Raw genomic sequence first — 16,590 nt, 5'->3', positions numbered from 1 at the left:
ACCCGGGAGCGGCCGGCTGTCGAGTCGGCCGCTCCCGGGCGGCCCCTCCACCCCCCGCGACCCCTCCCCCTGCGAACTTCCAGAACGGACGGTGATTCCCCATGGCCAAGAAGGTCGTCGTCGACGGGACGACCCTCCAGCGGATCAGCAACCGGCTGTCCGACATCAAGGACACCTTCGACGACTCCTCGTACGAGGACGCCGAGAACATGGCCAGCGACATCGGACCGGGCTCCATCGACGGCGCGGCAAGCGACTACATCGGCGAGAGCAAGGCGATGTTCGACCGCATGTCGAAGAACATCAAGGACCTGAGCGAAGGGCTCGACCAGGTGCTGGACTCCTTCAAGGAGGCCGACGACGAGCTCGGCAAGAGCCTGGAGGGCGAGGAGGAGGGCTGACCCGGCCCCCGCCCCCGCCGCCCGCCGAACCCCGCCCGCCGCCGCTGAGGAGCACCCGTGGCCTACGCATTCGAAGACTCGCTGATCCCTCCCGAGGCCGAGATCGGCTTCGACATCGGGATCCCCGACACCTGGACCCAGTACGACCTGTCCGCGGACGGAATCGCCGAACTGCGAGGTCAGCTGCTCCAGGCCGCAGGGGCCGACGCCGACGCGGAGCAGATGTCGAGACTGAACGAGGTCTTCTCCACCATGGCGACGATCGCGCAGGACTCCCGGTCGTCCGGGCTGCTCTCGGCGGCGGGGACGCTGGAGCGGTACGAGGACGGCTTCTTCATGGCGACCGTGTGCGTGATGTCCTTCCGCGAGCCGCCGGGGCACGAGCTGGACCCGATCAAGCTCCTCGACTACATCCACCCGCCGAGCTCTACGGCGGACGAGGGCACCTGGCTGCGCAAGACGGTCGTGGAGCTGCCCGAGTCAGGCGCGGACCTGTGCGGGCGGATGTACGGGGTGGCCGACTACAAGCTCGACCAGGCCACAGGGGAGGCGTTCCGGGCGGTGCTCATGCACACGGCGTTCCGCGTTCCCGGGCTGGACAAGCGGGTGGTGGTGAGCTGCTCCAGTCCGAACGTGGAGCTCCAGGACGAGATCCTGCAGCTCTTCGACGCGATCACGGGGACCGCCTGGTTCTGGAAGCGCCTCCCGCAGAACACCGGGTGACCGCCCGGTAGTGTTCGGTCCGCACCTCCCTTCCCCGGCTCCGCGAAGGATGATGAACGCATGTCCCGGAGGGCGCTGCTCAACCAGCTGCCGTTGATCGTCATCCTCCTCATCTGCGCCTTCTGGCTCCTTTCGGCCTTCCCGGAGAAGTTCCCGGCTTGGATGGTGGAGACGGACGACGACGGCGAACTCCAGGTCAAAATGTGGATCATCGTCGTCAGCGTGATCCTCCTCGCCGTCGCATCGTTCGGCGGACTCTCCCTGCTCGACCCGAAGTCCCTCAAGCTCCGCCGCCGAGCCGACATCGTCGCCCAGGCCAATCGCGACCTCACCGAGATCTTCGGCATCCAGTGGCGGCTCCTGGAGAAGATGGACCATGCCCACGGCATCGGCTACCTCTCCGGCCGTGAACCGCGGTTCGCCAAGAGGCGGGAAAAGGTCGCCTCGATGCCCGACCGGGTGAAACAGGCGAGATCCGACCTGATCAGGATGTACACGAGGGTTCAGCTCATCCGTGTCAGGTACTACGGCCGCGTTCTCGACGAACTCCGCTTCCTCAAGGACGAGGACCGCCGCGTCGACAGGTTCCTGCGCAAGCGGGGCGTCGACCCCGCCTCCCCCGAGCACTCCTGGAACCGGCCGTCGAGGTTCCCCGAGCCCGAAGGCACCGGCGGCGGATCCCCGTGACGACGGCTCCTGCCGGGGGCGGGACGCACCGCCCCCGCCTCCGTCTCACCGCGTGATCACGGGCCACTACAGTGTGCTCCGACCGGAACGACGCGCTTTGGGAGGAAAGGCACCGATGAGCGGCGCCCAGCCCGGCTCGCAGCAGAAGAGCTACAAGGAGATCAAGGCCCGGATCGAGGCGGACAACCCCACGTGGCACCACTTCCACCGCCGGGCCCAGATCAACAAGTGGGTGCTCGCCGCCGTCGGCCTGTTCGCTGTGGGGTTCGTCGCCGGAGGGCTCGCCGACGGCTGGGAGAGCTGGGTCTCCTTCGCCTGGGCGGCCGGATTCGGCGCCGTCGCGGCCCTCGTCCTCGGGTTCCTCGGATACAGGGCCTCCTCGGTCACCGTCCATCTGGAAAGGCCCAAGAGGCGGTTCAACGTCACCAACGGCTTCAACGCGACCGTCCGCATCCCGCTCGGCGGTATCGCCTACATCGGCAAGGCGGAGTTCACCAGGAAGGACCTGTTCCGGCTGACCCGGCTCCGGCTGCTCAATGAGAGCGGGCCCGGCCTGGAGATCGTCGCCAACGACGGCAAGTACGTCACCATCAGCACGACCGAGGGCGACGCCATCATCAAGGCCGCGCTGGAGAGCGGGATGAACCCCAACGCGGTCAGGATCCCCTTCCCGGAGAACGCGGTGAACGAGAAGTGGCGGGACACGCGGCGCGAGCAGCGTCCCGCGCCGGGCCGCCCGGCGGCGTGAAGGGGGTCCCGGTGCGCAGGCGCGCCCCCTCCGCGCTCGGGCCGCTCGTCAGGGCCGGTGCCGCGGTCGTCGCCGTCGTCGCGTTCTACACCGGACTCGCCTGCTGGGCCGCGGCCGCGATCGGGCTGCCGTGGTGGTCGGGGATCGTCCCGGTCGCGCTCATGCTCCTGGGGTCCGACTACTTCCACCGCGAGGTCCTCGGCGCCCAGCTCGCCGAACGGCGGCCGGAGCCCGTCGGGGAGGAGGACGACCCGCGCCTGCACGCCGTCGCCGACCGCCTGGCGGCCCTCACCGGGCTCGCCAAACCCACGTTCCGGTCCTTCGAGTCGCCGGCGCCGCACGCGTTCACGCTGACGCATCCGCCGTCCGGGGACGGCCCCACCGTCTTCCTCAGCTCAGGGCTGCGGGAACGGCTCGCAAACGCGGAGCTGGAGGCGGTCCTCGCCCACGAGTACGCGCACATCGCGCACCGGGACCAGCGCCTCCTCGACTACGCGGGCTCGATGTCCCACTGGACGGCCTACCTCCCGCTCCTGCTGACGCAGCGGCTGCTCACCGTCGACGCGCCGCTGTGCCGCCTCGCCCACCGGTGCGGGCGGCGCTGGCTCCCCTTCGGGGCGGGGCGGCAGCAGGTGGAGGAGTTCTTGGAGAACGCCCCCGCCGCGACACTCCCCCGCCCCGTGGCCGCCGTCGTGATCGCCCTGGTCGCCGTGGCCCGGGGGCTGTTCGTGGCCCTGGTCCCGGTCGTGGGCGCGGCCATCCCGGTGGTCACCGCCGTCGGCATCGTCCTCGCCCTCCCGGGGTTCTACGCCACCGCGGCCCTCACCCGGCACCGCGAGCTGGCCGCCGACGCGGCGGCCGCCCGCACCACCGGCGCCCCGTCCGCCCTCGTGTCGGCCCTCAGCGAACTGACCGGGGAGATGGAGTCCATCCCCCAGCGGGACCTGCGCAAGGTGGCCGGCGTCAAGGGACAGGGCATCGTCCCCGTCGACCCGCCGCCCCAGAGCACCCTGGAACGGGTACTCGGGTGGTTCATCCTGCTCCCGCTCATGGACAGCCACCCTCCGCTGCGGCGCAGGACGGCACGCCTCGAAAGGCTCGGCCGCTCCCTGAACGGCCCGCCTCACACCTCCGGGAACACCCCCGTGTCGATGTCGAAGCCGAACGGCTCGGGCAGGTGAACCCGTGTCCCGAAATGCCCCTTGGTGATCGTCCCGTAGTCGCCGTTGTTCGGATTCGAGAAGAGGGTCACCGAGGGCCCCGACACGTCGTACGCGTCGACCAGCAGGTACAGGGGCACGGGAGCGTGCGCGTAGGCCCAGCGCTTCTTCTTCCGGTCGTGCTCGACGTTGGACGGGGAGGTGATCTCCACGACGAGCAGCGCCTCCGCCCCCTCCACGGGAGGTTTGGCGGTCGGGAAGACATCGGAGGGGATGACGCAGAGGTCGGGCACGTACAGCTTCTCCACGTGCGGGACCTGCACCCCCATCGTCTGGAAGATCTCCCACTCGATCGGGATGCGGCTCACCAGTGTGCGGTGGATCCTGCTCGCGATCAGATTGTGCGGTTCACCGGGGGCGGCATCAGGGCGATCCTCTGCTCATCGATCTCCGCCCGCCAGCCTTCCCCGGGCAGATCCACCTCTCGCCAGGCGCGCAGGAGGACGTCCCACTGGTGCTCCGCACCGACCACAGCGACCGACATCCCGCGCCACCTCCAGAAGTGCCACCGTAGCCGTGCCCGACTCCGTCCGCTGGGAGTTCCAGCATAAAGCCACCGCCCGACGCGGGCCGGTGTCCGGGAACCCTCCCCGCCGACTCCGCGTCCCAGCTTCGGGCGGGGCTGAACCTCTCGTGTGGTCGGCCCGTACTGTCCATCGGGCGGTCCGGTACGGGAAGCCGGACACCCGCCCCCAACCGGAAACCGGAAGGACCATCACCATGCCCAAGTTCGAAGTCGACTCCGACCGCACCGAGGAGACCTCCGGCTCTCTGGCGGCCGACTTCGCCGACTTCCAGGAGCGCCTCGCCGACATCAAGAACAAGGTCGAGGGCCTCATCTCGGACGGCTACTCCACCCCGGCCGCCCAGCAGAAGTTCCAGCCCTTCTTCGAGGAGTTCCACTCCGGCTTCGAGCAGGTCAACGACGGCCTGGAGGGCATCTCGAAGTACGTCAAGCAGGTCGGCGACACCTTCTCCGACACCGACCAGAAGCTGGGCGAGGGCCTGGGTTAACCTCGAAAGCCGGACCCAGGCGGGCGGGGCCGGCCCACCTCCCCCTGGGCCTGCGCCCCGCCCGGCGCGCGCCGCGGCCCCCGCGCGGGCGCGCCGCCCCGCACCGCAGTCAACCGACCGGAAGCACTTACACCCGTGCGCCTCCTGCTGACCACCACGCCGCACATCGCCCGCCGCGAGCCCGACGCCGGCGGCCCACACGCCCAGCACCCCCCGCACGCCCCCCAGGGGCCGCAGGGGCGGTACGGGCCGCAGGGCCACCAGGCCCACGTGGGCCCCCGGGCGACGGCCGCGCCGCGCGTCGACGTGCTCGTCGACGCCGACGGCGGCGCCAGCGTGGCCCAGCTCGCCGAGTCGCTCGACCCGCTGGTGCGCGTGGAGCCGCGCGCCCCCGGCCGCGGCGTCGACCTGTACCTGGGCGCCCAGCGCATCGAGCCCGGACTCACCCTCTCCGAGGCGGGCCTGCACGACGGCGCGGTGGTCACCGTCGGCGGCCCCGGCCCCGCCGTCGAGGAGCCGCCCGGCGTGGTGGAGATCCGCGTGGTCTCCGGCGAGCGGGCGGGCCTGGTCTTCCGCGTCGACCCGGGCGACTACACCGTCGGCCTGCCCGGTGACGGCGCCCCCTCCGACGTGCCGGTGGACACCGACGGCGTCTGGGCCCGCGTGCGCGTCGCCCCCGACGCGAGCGTCACCGTGCTGCGGACCGGCGGCGGCGACCGCGCCAACCTGGAGGGCGACGACGTGGCGCCCGACGCCGCCTGGCCCCCCGGGCACCAGCTCCTCCTCGGCGACACCCTGTTCGAGGCCTGGCCCAACACGCGCCCCGACGCCGCCGTCAACGGCTCCGACGACGGCGCCGCCATCGACTACAGCCGCCCGCCCCGGCTGCACCCGGCGCCCAACAAGACCAAGTTCCGGCTGCCCGCCCCGCCCGAGCCGCCGGACCGCCCGCTGGCCCAGCTCGCCGTCATGATCATGATGCCGCTGGTGCTGGCGGTGGGCGGCGCGCTGGTCATGGGGCGGCCCCAGTACCTGGCCATCGGCCTCATCTCGCCGATCAGTGTGGTGTTCATGCAGCTGTTGCAGCGGCGCACCGGCAAGGCCAAGTACGACCGGGAGATGAAGGAGTTCCACGAGAAGACCGAGCGCATCAAGAACGACGCGCACGAGGCCCTCATCACCGAGCAGCGCCGGCTGCGCGACACCGCCCCCGACCCCGCCGCGGTGCTGCTGCTGGCCACCGGCCCCCGGGCGCGGCTGTGGGAGCGGCGCCCGGTCGACGAGGACTTCACCCTGCTGCGGGTGGGCACCGGCACCGTCCCCTCCCAGGTGGTGCTGAACGACCCCACCCGGGACGCGCACCGCCAGGACATCACCTGGAACCTGCACGACGTGCCCGCCACCGTCTCGGTCCGGGACAACGGCGTGGTGGGCTGCGCCGGGCGGGGCGAGCGGTTCGACGCCCTGGAGCGGTGGCTGGTGGCCCAGCTCGCCGCCCTGCACAGCCCCGCCGAGCTGCAGCTCTACCTGCTGTCGCTGCGCCAGGACCACGAGCGCTGGGCCTGGACGCGCTTCCTGCCGCACCTGCGCAGCGAGATCCCCAACTCCTACGCCCGCACCGGAATGGACGCCGAGACCTGCGCCCGCCGCATCTCCGAGCTGCTGGCCGAGCTGGAGGCGCGCCGCGGCGCCCCCCGCGGCGCGATGGACGACGCCGCCCAGATCGTGGTGGTGCTGGACGGCGCCCGGCGGCTGCGCTCCCTGCCCGGGGTGGTGCAGCTGCTCCGCGAGGGCCCCTCCCTGGGCATCCACGTGCTGTGCCTGGAGACCGACGAGCGGATGCTGCCCGAGGAGTGCCAGGCGGTGGTCAGCCTCACCCCGGACGGACTGGAGCTGCGCCGCACCACCTTCGACGACGTGGAGGACATCCGCCCCGACGGCCCATCGGCCGAGTGGGCCGAGCGGCTGGGCCGGGCCCTGGCGCCGCTGCGCGACTCCAGCGTCTCCGACGACGGCGCCGCCCTGCCGCGCAGCGCCCGCCTGCTGGACGTGATCGGCCTGGAGCCGCCCAACGGGGAGGCGATCGCCGCGCACTGGGCGAGCAACGGCCGCAGCACCATCGCCACCCTGGGCGCCGGGCTGGACGGCCCGTTCTCGGTGGACGTGCGCCGGGACGGCCCGCACGCGCTGATCGCCGGCACCACCGGCTCGGGCAAGTCGGAGCTGCTGCAGACCCTGGTGGCGTCGCTGGCGGCGGTGAACCGGCCCGAGTCGATGTCGTTCGTGCTGGTCGACTACAAGGGCGGCAGCGCGTTCAAGGACTGCGTGGACCTGCCGCACACCGTGGGCATGGTCACCGACCTGGACACCCACCTGGTGGGCCGGGCGCTGGTCTCGCTCGGCGCCGAGCTGCACCGGCGCGAGCACATCCTGGCCCAGGCCGGGGCCAAGGACATCGAGGACTACCTGGAGTACCTGGACCGGGACCCCTCGCTGCCGCAGATGCCGCGGCTGATGATCGTCATCGACGAGTTCGCCTCCCTGGCGCGGGAGCTGCCCGACTTCGTCAAGGGCCTGGTCAACATCGCCCAGCGGGGCCGCTCGCTGGGCATCCACATGGTGCTGGCCACCCAGCGCCCGGCCGGCGTGGTCACCTCCGACATCCGCGCCAACACCAACCTGCGCATCGCGCTGCGGATGACCGACGCCGGGGAGAGCCGGGACGTCATCGACGCCGCCGAGTCCGCCCAGATCGGCATCGACACCCCCGGCCGCGCCTACGCCCGGCTCGGCGCCGCCTCGCTGCTGCCGTTCCAGTCCGGGCGGGTCGGCGGGCGGCGCGTGGTCGCCTCCACCGACGCCCCCGCCCCCGCCGCCTACCCGGTGCGCTGGACCGACCTGGCGCTGCCGCCGCCGGCCGCCGGGCCGCAGCAGGCCGACAAGGGCGACGTGGAGGTCACCGACCTGACGGTGCTGGTCGGCGCCGTCCGGCAGGCCGCCGAGCAGATCGGCGCCGAGCGCCAGCCCAGCCCGTGGCTGCAGGCGCTCCCCGAGCGGCTGTCCCTGGCCGAGCTGAACCGGAGCGCGCCGCTGCCGCAGCCCGAGGCCGGGCGCGTGCAGCCGGTTCCGGTGGCGCTGATGGACCTGCCCGCCGAGCAGGCGCAGCGGGCCTTCGCGCTCGACCTGGAGAACATGGGCCACCTGCACGTCATCGGCTCGGGGCGCAGCGGCCGCTCCCAGGCGTTGCGCACCATCGCCGGGGCGCTGGCGCTGTGCCACCACCCCGGCGACGTGCACATGTACGGCATCGACTGCGGCAACGGCGCGCTGCTGCCGATGGAGGGCCTGCCGCACTGCGGATCGGTGGCCGGGCGCACCCAGCAGGAGCGCGTGGTGCGGCTGCTGGGGCTGCTCGGCCGGGAGCTGGAGGAGCGCCAGAAGCGGCTGGCCGCCGAGGGCTGCGCCAACCTGCACGAGCTGCGCACCAAGCTCGGCGGGCGCGAGAAGCCCGCGCACATCGTGCTGTTCATCGACCGGTGGGAGGCCTTCGAGCAGGCCTTCGGCGAGTACAACTACGGGGCGCTGCTGGAGGACGCGGTCACCCTGATGCGCGACGGCGCCGGGGTGGGCATCCACGTCATCGTCACCGGCGACAAGTCGCTGGCCCGCAACAAGTACGCCTCCACCACCGAGCACCGGCTGGTGCTGCGCTGCAACGACCGCGGCGACTACAGCTCGGTCGGGCTCAGCGCCCGCGACCTGCCCGAGGCGATCCCGGACGGCCGCGCTTACGTCGGCGGGGAGGGCACCGAGCTGCAGTTCGCGCTGCTGTGCGACGACCCGCAGGGCGGTGCGCAGGCCCAGGAGCTCGCCAACATCGCCGCCTTCACCACGCGCCGCACCCCGCCGGAGACCTCACCGGCGCCGATGCGCGTGGACGTGCTGCCCGACCAGCTCACCTTCGCCGAGACCGAGCGCTACCTGACGCACCCGCCGCGCCCGCTGTGGGGCCTGGTGGGCGTGGGCGGCAACGAGCTCACCGCGCTCGGCGCCGACCTGGCCGAGACGCCGACGTTCCTGATCAGCGGCCCGCCCAAGTCGGGGCGGTCGTCGCTGCTGCTGTCCATGGCCCAGTCGCTCCTGATCGGCGGCACCGAGCTGCTGCTGGTGACCCCGCGCGCGTCGGCGCTGGGCGCGCTGCGCGGCCACCCGGGGGTGCCCGCGGTCCTGGACATGGCCGACCCCAAGCTGGGCGACCTGCACAAGGCGCTGGGCCGGTTCGAGGGCGAGACGGCGGTGGTGATGGTCGACGACGCGGAGCTGCTGCTGCACAACGACATCGGCAAGGAGTTCACCCGGATCGCCCGCGGCATGGTCGGCAAGGGCTGGGCCATCGTGGCGGCCGGGACCAACGAGGCCCTGCAGGGCGGGTTCAGCGCCTGGCACGTGCACCTGAAGCGGAACCGGATGGGCGCCCTGCTGTCCCCGCAGGCCCCCGTCGACGGCGAGGTGCTGGGCCTGCGCCTGCCCAAGGGGGTGCCGAGCTCCCGCCTGACGCCGGGGACGGCCTACCTGCACCTGGGCGACGGCCAGATCCGCCAGGTGAAGGTGCCGCTGCCGCACGGCGTCTCCCCGTCCTGACCGGGCACCCCCTCGTTGATCTCGGGGAAGTCGGGGTTAAAACGGACACGATAACCCCGACTTCCCCGAGATCAACACCAGCAGGACCCTGCACCACCCCCCCTTGTTGATCTCGGGAAATGCGCCCCTAAAAACGGCCCGGTAGCGTCGTTTCTCCCGAGATCAACGGGGGTCAGCCGTGCAGCGCGGCGCGGGCGGCCTCCATGGTGGTCGTCCGGTAGGCGGCCCCGAACAGGCTGACGTGCACCAGGAGCGGGTAGAGCTGGTGCAGGGCGATCCGCCCCCGCCACCCGGCCGCCAGCGGGGCCGCCTCGTTGTAGGCGTCCCGGACCCGGTCCAGGTGGGGCAGGCCGAACAGGGCCAGCATCGCCAGGTCGCCCTCGCGGTGCCCGCCGTGCGCCGAGGGGTCGACCACGCTGGCGCCGTCGTCCTGCCAGATGACGTTGCCGCTCCACAGGTCGCCGTGCACCCGGGCGGGCGGCTCCGGCTCCCCGGCCAGGTCCTCCACCTGGTCGACGACCTTCTCCACGATCCGCACGTCGGCGGGGGTGAGCGCGCCCCGGTCGGCGGCGCGGCGCAGGAACGGCTCCAGGCGGCGCCGCGCGTAGAACTCCGGCCAGGCGGCGTCGCGGGTGTTGTCCAGGGGCAGCGGGCCGATGTAGCCGTCCCGGTCGGCGCCGAAGCCCTCGGCCCCGGCCAGGTGCATGGAGGCCAGCTGGTGGCCGAAGCGCTCGGCCGCCTCCGGCGTCGGCGGGCGCTCGTCGATCCACTCCAGCACCAGGGTGCGGGCGTCCCAGCCCTGGACCTCGGCTGCGGGCGATCCGAAGGCGCGCCCCAGCCACGCCAGCCCCAGCGCCTCGGACTCGAACAGCCCGGGGAAGGCGTCGGCGCCCGCGGTCCCGTCCTCGGGCAGGGCCTTGATGAACAGCCGTCCGCCGTCGGCGGTCTCGGCCCGGTAGGTCTCCCAGGCGTGCGAGCGGCCCAGCGGGACCGCGCGGACCGCCTCCCGCCCGGTCAGCTCCCGGACCCGGTCGGTGAGCACGCCGCCTCCCCTACCGCGGGCCGGCGCCGCCGAGCAGCGCCGCCAGCTCGCCGGTGAGCCCCTTGGCGGCGGCCTCGACCATGGTCAGAACGGCGGTGAAGCCGTCCTCGCCGCCGTAGTAGGGGTCAGGGACCTCCGGGTGCGGCCCGGTGCCCGGGGCGAAGGAGCGGTACAGCGCCAGCCGCTCCCGGGCCTGCTCGTCCGGCGCCTGGCGGACCAGCTCGTCGAGGTTGTCGGTGTCCATGGCCAGCACCAGGTCGAACTCCTCGAAGCGGCGCGGGTCGAAGCGCCGGGCGGTGTGGTCGGTGGGGTAGCCGTGCACCCGCAGCGTGGCCGCGGCGCGCTCGTCCATCCCCGATCCGATGTGCCAGCTCCCGGTGCCCGCGCTCTCCACCTCGACCCGGTCGGCGAGGCCCGCCCGTTCCAGGTCGGCGGTGAGCACCTTCTCGGCCATGGGAGAGCGGCAGATGTTGCCGAGGCACACCACGCTGATGCGGTAGGGCCCGGCGGTGCGGCGCGGTTCGGGCAAGCTCATGGCACCACCGTATTGCAGATCAGCCCTTGGGCAGCCGCACCACGGTGACGAAGAAGTCATCGATCTGCCGGACCACTTGGATGAACTGCTCGAAGTCGACCGGTTTGGCGACGTAGGCGTTGGCGTGCAGCCGGTAGGAGCGCAGGATGTCCTCCTCGGCCTCGGAGGTGGTCAGCACGACGATCGGGATGTGCGCGAGCGACTCGTCGCCCTTGACCTCCTCCAGCACCTCGCGGCCGTCCTTGCGGGGCAGGTTGAGGTCGAGCAGGATCAGGTGCGGGCGCGGCGCGTCGGCGTACTCGCCCTCGCGGCGCAGGAACCGCAGGGCCTCCACCCCGTCGGAGACGACGTGCAGGCGGTTGCCCACCTTGTGCTCCTCGAACGCCTCCTTGGTCATGAGGACGTCGCCGGGGTCGTCTTCGACCAGCAGCACCTCTATGGGTTGCACCAAAGTGACCTCGCTCATCGTCTTCAGCCCTCGTCCCCGTCGCGGCCGCCGGCCCGGGAGGGTTCGCCCTCCGCGTCCGGTCCGCCGCCGTCCCCGCCGTCGGGCGTGCCGCCCTCGGGCCCCGGTCCGGCGGGGCGGTCCCCGCCGGGTGCGTCCTCGCCGAGCGCGCGGACGCGGCCCTCGGCGTCCTCCCCGGCGCCGTCGGCCCCTCCGTCGGCGGAGGCGTCCTCCTCGGCGCCCACGGTGTCCGCGTCGGCGGCCCCGGCCCCTTCGGCGGCGCCGTCGCCGTCGGCCTCCTCCGGCACCGCGGGCAGGGACCAGCATATGCGGGTGCCCGGCTCGTCGTCGCGGGTGTCCAGCCAGATCCGGCCGCCGTGGAACTCGATGATCTTCTTGCACATGGCCAGGCCGATGCCGGTGCCGCCGTACTTGTCCCGGGTGTGCAGGCGCTGGAAGATCACGAAGATGCGCTCGGCGTACTGCGGGTCGATCCCGATGCCGTTGTCGGCGCAGCAGAACACCCACTCGCCGCCCTCGCGGCGGACGCTGATGTCCACCCGGGCGTCGCTCTCCCCGCGGAACTTCACCGCGTTGCCCACCAGGTTGAAGAAGACCTGGGTGAGCAGGGTGCGGTCGCCCTCCACGGTGGGCAGGTCCTGGCCGGTGACCACCGCCCCGGCCTCGTCCAGCCGGGTCTCCAGGCTGTTGAGGGCGTCCTCCAGGGCCTGGTTGAGGTCGACCGGCGCGAAGTTCTTGGTGCGCCCCACCCGGGAGAAGGCCAGCAGGTCGTTGATGAGGGTCTGCATGCGCTTGGCGCCCTCGACCGCGAAGTCGATGTAGGAGTCGGCGCGATCGTCGAGCCGCCCCTTGTAGCGGCGCTGCAGCAGCTGGCAGAAGCTGGCCACCTTGCGCAGCGGCTCCTGCAGGTCGTGCGAGGCGACGTAGGCGAACTGCTCCAGCTCCATGTTGGACCGGCGCAGCTCGTCGGCCTGGTGCTCGAGCAGTTCGGACTGCTCCTGGAGCTGGCGGCGGGCCGCGCCGACCTCGTGCAGGTCGCTGACGATGCGCTCGCGCATGGCGTCGACGTCGCGCCCCACCCGGGTGATCTCCGGCGGGCCGTGCAGCTCGATGCGGTGGGCGTAGTAGCCCTCGGAGACCTGCTGCAGGTGCCCGGCGAGCTCGTCGAGCGGGCGCAGCACCCAGTGCTGCAGCATCACCCACAGGAACACCGACAGCATCACCACGACGAAGCCGACCAGCACCAGCAGCGCCACCACCTGCTGGGTGGCGTAGCTCAGCCCGGTGCGGGCCTGGGAGATCTCGTCGTCGATGCGCCGCTCGGCGTCGTCGGCCGCCTCCCGCATCGCGGAGAAGCGCTCCCGCCCCAGCTCGAAGTCGTCGCCGGTGACCTCCTCGCCGTCGCGCACCTTCTGCAGGGTGGGCGCGGCGAAGTCGTCGTCCCAGGCGCGCCCGGCGGCCAGCACCTCGTCGACCGCGTTCTTGATGTCCGCGTTGTCCCCGGCGACGTTCTCCAGCGTCGCCTCGTTCTCCCGGACGGTGTTGCGCCCCTGCTGGTAGGGGCTGAGGAAGTCCTCGCTGCCGGTGAGGGCGTAGCCGCGCAGACCGTTGTCCATGTTCAGGTAGCCGGACCTGATCTGCTGCACCGCGGTCAGGGCCGGGGCCAGCTCGTCGACCTGGCGGTCCAGCGAGTCGCGCGCGGTGTAGGCGGCGAAGGTGATGAACGAGACGGCCGCGACCAGCAGCGCGGCGACGAGGGCGAGGAGGACGGTGACCCGCCTCCTCAGCGTCCAGGGTCTCAACGGGCGCTCCCATGGGTGACCAGCAGCATGGCCACGTCGTCCTGCAGCGGTCCGCCGTTGTGCCGCTCGGCCTCGTCGACGACCCGCTCGGGCACGTCGACCACCGAGGTCCCGGCCTCCAGCAGGCCGGACAGGATGCGGCGCAGCCCGGCGACCTCCAGGCGCGCGGGCGGCCCGCCGTCGTAGGCGTCGACGAGGCCGTCGGTGTAGAGCATCAGGGTGGCCCCGCGCGGCAGCGCGAACTCCTCCACCTCGGTCTCGGACTCGGGGAAGACCCCCAGCGGCGGGTGCGGGGAGGCCTCCACCTCGGCGACCTTGCCGTCGGTGATGACCAGCGGCGGCGGGTGGCCGAACTGGCGGATGCGGGCGCTCTCGGCCCCGGTGTCCAGGCTGACCTGGCACAGGGTGGCGTACATCTCCTCCTGGGCGCGCTCGCTGACGAGGATCTGCTCCAGCGAGGGCAGCAGCCGCCGCTCGTCGACGCCGCCCATGACCAGGGCCCGCCAGGCGATGCGGAGCTGCACGCCCAGGGCGGCCTCGTCGGGGCCGTGCCCGCTGACGTCGCCGACGATGACGTGGGTGGTGCCGTCCTTCTCCACGGCGTCGTAGAAGTCGCCGCCGACCAGGGCGCGCTTGCGGCCGGGCCGGTAGAAGGTGCGGTGCGACAGGGGCGAGGCGTCCAGCAGCACCTGCGGGAGCAGGCCGCGCTCCAGGCGCATGTTCTCGCGCGCGTAGAGCTCGGCCTCGCGGAGCTGGCGGGCGTTCTCGTCGGCGCGCTGGCGCTCGACCGAGTAGCGCAGGCTGCGCGCCAGCAGGGAGCCGTCGACCTGGCCCTTGACCAGGTAGTCCTGGGCGCCGGCGGCGACCGAGGCCACGCCCTCGTGCTCGTCGTCCAGGCCGGTGAGCACGACCACGGCGGCCGAGCGGGCGGCGTCGAGCACCTTGCGCAGCAGCGGCATGCCGTCGGCGTCGGGCAGGTTGAGGTCGAGCAGCACGCAGCCGCGGAAGGAGGGCAGCGCCTCGCGCGCCTCGGCGTAGGTGCGCACCCAGGTGATGCGGCAGTCCAGGTCGGTGTCGGCGAGCAGCTCCTCGACCAGGAAGGCGTCCTGGGCGTCGTCCTCGACCAGCAGGACGTCGACCGAGGCGACCGCCGGCGCCGAGGCGGCGGCATCGGCGCCGGCCGGCCCCGCTGGTTCGGATCGCGTCACGGTCACTGCCCCAAGTCCTGATTCGCTGGCATTGTCTGCCGCCCCTCGTCGCGGCAGACAAACGATAGTGTCACCGCCTCGCGGGCCGCCACTGCACGTGCTAACGCACGGTCGGCCGCCGGGCGTTCCCCGGTTCATGTCCGACCGGTCCGCTTCCTCCTGTTTCGCCAGGTCTGCGCCACCGTCCCGGGCAAGAATACCGGCCACGGCCACCCCGCGCCCCCGCCCCGGCCCACGTGCCGCCTGGGCACCTGAGAATCCGCCGAGACTTATACGACAGTGCGTCGTATCGGTCTTGACACCCGTCACCATCGTGCTGACAAGATGTCAGAAAACGGGCGGGCCGACCGCTCCCGCCGCGGGAAGGGAGACCGATGGTGGAGGACGGGCGCTTCTCCGAGCGGCTCAAGGCCGCCACCTGGCAGGCGCACGGGGAGGCCGAGGAGCACGGGTTCACCCGCGCGCTGCTCGACGGGGCGATGCCCGTGGACGGGTACGCCGCGATGACCGCCCAGCACTACTTCGCCTACACCGCCCTGGAAGAGGTCGGCCGGGCCCTGGCCGACGACCCCCTGGCCGGACCGTTCGTCGACCCGCTGCTGTTCCGCGTGCCCGCCCTGGAGCGGGACCTGGAGGCCCTGTACGGACCCGACTGGGCGCGGCGCGTCTCCCCCACACCGCCCACCGCCACCTACGCCGCGCGCATCCGGCAGATGGCCGACGACCCGGCCGGGTACGTGGCGCACCACTACACCCGCTACATGGGCGACGTGTCCGGCGGCCAGTTCATCGCCAAGGCGGCGGCACGGGCCTACTCCCTCCCCCGCGGCGAGGGGACGGCGTTCTACGACTTCTCGGCGCTGGGCAGCCTGCCCCGGTTCAAAGAGGCCTACCGGGCCCGCCTGGACGCCCTCGACCTGGACGAGACCGCGCGGCGGGCGATGATCCGCGAGACCGGCTTGGCCTACCAGCTCAACACGGAGGTCCTGGCCGACCTCGGACGCCGCCACGCGTCCGGCGCGGCCGCCTGAGCGGCCGCACGGGGCACCGGGCGGCGGGGACGGCGCCGCCCGGCGCCCTCCTGGGCGCCCGCACGCCGGACGCCGCAGGCGGCCCCGCCGCCGTTCGACCGGCCCACGCCCCATCCCGCCGAGCCCGCCGGCGGCATGCCTGATCCACCGGCGGCACACCTGGAGGCGCGCTCCCCCGTCCGGCCCCGGGCGGTCCCCCGGGTGCGGCGGGAGCTCCGTCCTCGCGGACCGGTCCGGCCCCATCGCCCCATGCCGGGAGGACACCGACCAGGACAGGAGCACCCCCGGCCGAGCCGGTGCGGCCGCCGCCGACGCCGTCAGGCCGCCTCCCGCCTCGGTCCGACGCCGCCCGCCCCGCCCTCCGCCGTGCGACCATGGGGGCATGCCCAAGATCTCCGCGCCGACCATCGCCGCCCACCGGGCCCAGACGCGTGAGCGCATTCTGGAGGCGGTCGCCGAGCTGACCCGGACCGAGGGCATCGACGACATCTCCATGACCGAGGTCGCCGCGCGGGCGGGCATCACCCGGACGGCCCTGTACAACTACTTCCCCGACAAGGCGGCGCTGCTGCTCGCCTTCGCCGACGAGGCCACCGCCGACTTCATGGAGCGCTACCGGACCGAGCTGCACGGCGTCCCGGAGCCCACCGACCGGCTGTCGGCCTTCGTCCGCCTCCAGCTGGAGGCGATCGCCGAGCATCCCCACCCCCCGGCCGCCGAGCTCGGCGCCAGCCTGGGGCCGGACGCCTACCAGCGCCTGGCCGACCACGTGGAGCCCATGCAGCAGCTGCTGGAGGAGGTCCTGCGGCACGGGACCAAGGAGGGCGCGTTCACCGGGGAGCCGGTGGCGGCCACCGCCCGGCTGGTGCTGGCGATGATCGGGGCCCAGCGGGTGCCCATCCTGCGCGGGGAGACCTCGGTGGAGGAGGCGCACGCGCTGGTGACGTCCTTCACCCTGCGCGCGCTCGGCGCGGCCGAGCCCCGCACGGACCGGACGAACGGCGCGCACGAGGCGAACGGGGCAGTCGGGGACCGCCCCTAACCCCGCGGGACACGGCGCCCCCTCCCGCAA

General features: G+C 72.9%; 16 protein-coding genes. 9 read left to right on the top strand and 7 right to left on the bottom strand.

Going from position 1 to position 16,590, the window contains the following annotated elements; all coding sequences use genetic code 11:
• The first annotated feature begins 101 nt into the window (after positions 1-101).
• The 5 genes from O4J56_RS14615 to O4J56_RS14595 all read left to right on the top strand — a co-directional run bounded on the left by O4J56_RS14615 (position 102) and on the right by O4J56_RS14595 (position 3,740).
• Positions 102-401 (top strand): hypothetical protein, encoded by a 300-nt coding sequence (locus O4J56_RS14615; RefSeq protein WP_270686324.1) that lies wholly within the window; start codon positions 102-104, stop codon positions 399-401.
• A 57-nt stretch (positions 402-458) separates the two neighbouring features.
• Complete coding sequence (locus O4J56_RS14610; protein WP_270686323.1) at positions 459-1,124, top strand: hypothetical protein; 666 nt, start codon at positions 459-461, stop codon at positions 1,122-1,124.
• Between the two features lie 60 nt (positions 1,125-1,184).
• Positions 1,185-1,811, top strand: a complete 627-nt coding sequence (locus O4J56_RS14605) for a hypothetical protein (protein ID WP_270686322.1) — start codon at positions 1,185-1,187, stop codon at positions 1,809-1,811.
• Positions 1,812-1,926: 115 nt separating this feature from the next.
• On the top strand, positions 1,927-2,559 hold the full coding sequence (locus O4J56_RS14600) for a phage holin family protein (RefSeq protein ID WP_270686321.1): 633 nt from the start codon (positions 1,927-1,929) through the stop codon (positions 2,557-2,559).
• Positions 2,560-2,570: 11 nt separating this feature from the next.
• Entirely contained in the window at positions 2,571-3,740 is a 1,170-nt protein-coding gene (locus tag O4J56_RS14595; RefSeq protein ID WP_270686320.1) for a M48 family metalloprotease, read from the top strand.
• Here O4J56_RS14595 and O4J56_RS14590 read toward each other — a convergent pair.
• Both O4J56_RS14590 and O4J56_RS14585 read right to left on the bottom strand, forming a co-directional pair.
• Positions 3,683-4,087, bottom strand: coding sequence for a Uma2 family endonuclease (locus O4J56_RS14590; protein ID WP_270686319.1), 405 nt, complete (start codon positions 4,085-4,087; stop codon positions 3,683-3,685). The two genes, O4J56_RS14595 and O4J56_RS14590, sit on opposite strands and share 58 nt — an antisense overlap.
• 26 nt (positions 4,088-4,113) lie before the next feature.
• Entirely contained in the window at positions 4,114-4,263 is a 150-nt protein-coding gene (locus O4J56_RS14585; protein WP_270686318.1) for a hypothetical protein, read from the bottom strand.
• 236 nt (positions 4,264-4,499) lie between these two features.
• Here O4J56_RS14585 and O4J56_RS14580 point away from each other — a divergent pair, with 236 nt between their 5' ends.
• On the top strand, positions 4,500-4,793 hold the full coding sequence (locus O4J56_RS14580) for a WXG100 family type VII secretion target (protein WP_270686317.1): 294 nt from the start codon (positions 4,500-4,502) through the stop codon (positions 4,791-4,793).
• Positions 4,794-4,928: 135 nt separating this feature from the next.
• Positions 4,929-9,434 carry an FtsK/SpoIIIE domain-containing protein gene (locus O4J56_RS14575; protein ID WP_270686316.1) on the top strand — a complete coding sequence of 1,502 codons (4,506 nt, stop codon included), beginning with the start codon at positions 4,929-4,931 and terminating at the stop codon, positions 9,432-9,434.
• 172 nt (positions 9,435-9,606) lie between these two features.
• On the opposite strand, the gene O4J56_RS14570 is transcribed toward O4J56_RS14575, so the two are convergent.
• From O4J56_RS14570 to O4J56_RS14550, 5 genes are read right to left on the bottom strand one after another with little or no spacing between them, the layout of a single operon-like run.
• Positions 9,607-10,476: a fructosamine kinase family protein gene (locus O4J56_RS14570; protein WP_270686315.1), complete on the bottom strand. Its 870-nt coding sequence runs from the start codon at positions 10,474-10,476 to the stop codon at positions 9,607-9,609.
• A gap of 10 nt (positions 10,477-10,486) precedes the next feature.
• Positions 10,487-11,011 (bottom strand): low molecular weight protein-tyrosine-phosphatase, encoded by a 525-nt coding sequence (locus O4J56_RS14565; RefSeq protein ID WP_270686314.1) that lies wholly within the window; start codon positions 11,009-11,011, stop codon positions 10,487-10,489.
• 19 nt (positions 11,012-11,030) lie between these two features.
• A complete protein-coding gene (locus tag O4J56_RS14560) occupies positions 11,031-11,477 on the bottom strand; it encodes a response regulator (protein WP_026124219.1) in 447 nt (148 codons plus the stop codon).
• Positions 11,478-11,482: 5 nt separating this feature from the next.
• On the bottom strand, positions 11,483-13,279 hold the full coding sequence (locus O4J56_RS14555; RefSeq protein WP_270686313.1) for a sensor histidine kinase: 1,797 nt from the start codon (positions 13,277-13,279) through the stop codon (positions 11,483-11,485).
• Positions 13,276-14,493: a PP2C family protein-serine/threonine phosphatase gene (locus O4J56_RS14550; protein WP_270686312.1), complete on the bottom strand. Its 1,218-nt coding sequence runs from the start codon at positions 14,491-14,493 to the stop codon at positions 13,276-13,278. The genes O4J56_RS14555 and O4J56_RS14550 overlap by 4 nt, the downstream gene beginning before the upstream one ends.
• A 368-nt stretch (positions 14,494-14,861) precedes the next feature.
• Here O4J56_RS14550 and O4J56_RS14545 point away from each other — a divergent pair, with 368 nt between their 5' ends.
• Both O4J56_RS14545 and O4J56_RS14540 read left to right on the top strand, forming a co-directional pair.
• On the top strand, positions 14,862-15,518 hold the full coding sequence (locus O4J56_RS14545) for a biliverdin-producing heme oxygenase (protein WP_270686311.1): 657 nt from the start codon (positions 14,862-14,864) through the stop codon (positions 15,516-15,518).
• 382 nt (positions 15,519-15,900) lie between these two features.
• Entirely contained in the window at positions 15,901-16,560 is a 660-nt protein-coding gene (locus tag O4J56_RS14540) for a TetR/AcrR family transcriptional regulator (RefSeq protein WP_270686310.1), read from the top strand.
• The last annotated feature ends 30 nt before the right edge of the window (positions 16,561-16,590 follow it).

The sequence above is a fragment of the Nocardiopsis endophytica genome (assembly GCF_027706725.1).
GTDB classification, from domain to species: Bacteria; Actinomycetota; Actinomycetes; order Streptosporangiales; family Streptosporangiaceae; genus Nocardiopsis_A; species Nocardiopsis_A endophytica.
The sequence above is the reverse complement of the archived record's forward strand: the minus strand, read 5'-3'. Positions and strand labels throughout refer to the sequence as shown.

What these genes read in the sequence shown, in the direction of transcription:
- O4J56_RS14565 (WP_270686314.1), bottom strand. Translation starts at nt 11,011, where the DNA reads ATGAGCTTGCCCGAACCGCGCCGCACCGCCGGGCCCTACCGCATCAGC.
- O4J56_RS14540 (WP_270686310.1), top strand. Translation starts at nt 15,901, where the DNA reads ATGCCCAAGATCTCCGCGCCGACCATCGCCGCCCACCGGGCCCAGACG.
- O4J56_RS14560 (WP_026124219.1), bottom strand. Translation starts at nt 11,477, where the DNA reads ATGAGCGAGGTCACTTTGGTGCAACCCATAGAGGTGCTGCTGGTCGAA.
- O4J56_RS14545 (WP_270686311.1), top strand. Translation starts at nt 14,862, where the DNA reads ATGGTGGAGGACGGGCGCTTCTCCGAGCGGCTCAAGGCCGCCACCTGG.
- O4J56_RS14580 (WP_270686317.1), top strand. Translation starts at nt 4,500, where the DNA reads ATGCCCAAGTTCGAAGTCGACTCCGACCGCACCGAGGAGACCTCCGGC.
- O4J56_RS14585 (WP_270686318.1), bottom strand. Translation starts at nt 4,263, where the DNA reads ATGTCGGTCGCTGTGGTCGGTGCGGAGCACCAGTGGGACGTCCTCCTG.
- O4J56_RS14605 (WP_270686322.1), top strand. Translation starts at nt 1,185, where the DNA reads ATGTCCCGGAGGGCGCTGCTCAACCAGCTGCCGTTGATCGTCATCCTC.
- O4J56_RS14600 (WP_270686321.1), top strand. Translation starts at nt 1,927, where the DNA reads ATGAGCGGCGCCCAGCCCGGCTCGCAGCAGAAGAGCTACAAGGAGATC.
- O4J56_RS14615 (WP_270686324.1), top strand. Translation starts at nt 102, where the DNA reads ATGGCCAAGAAGGTCGTCGTCGACGGGACGACCCTCCAGCGGATCAGC.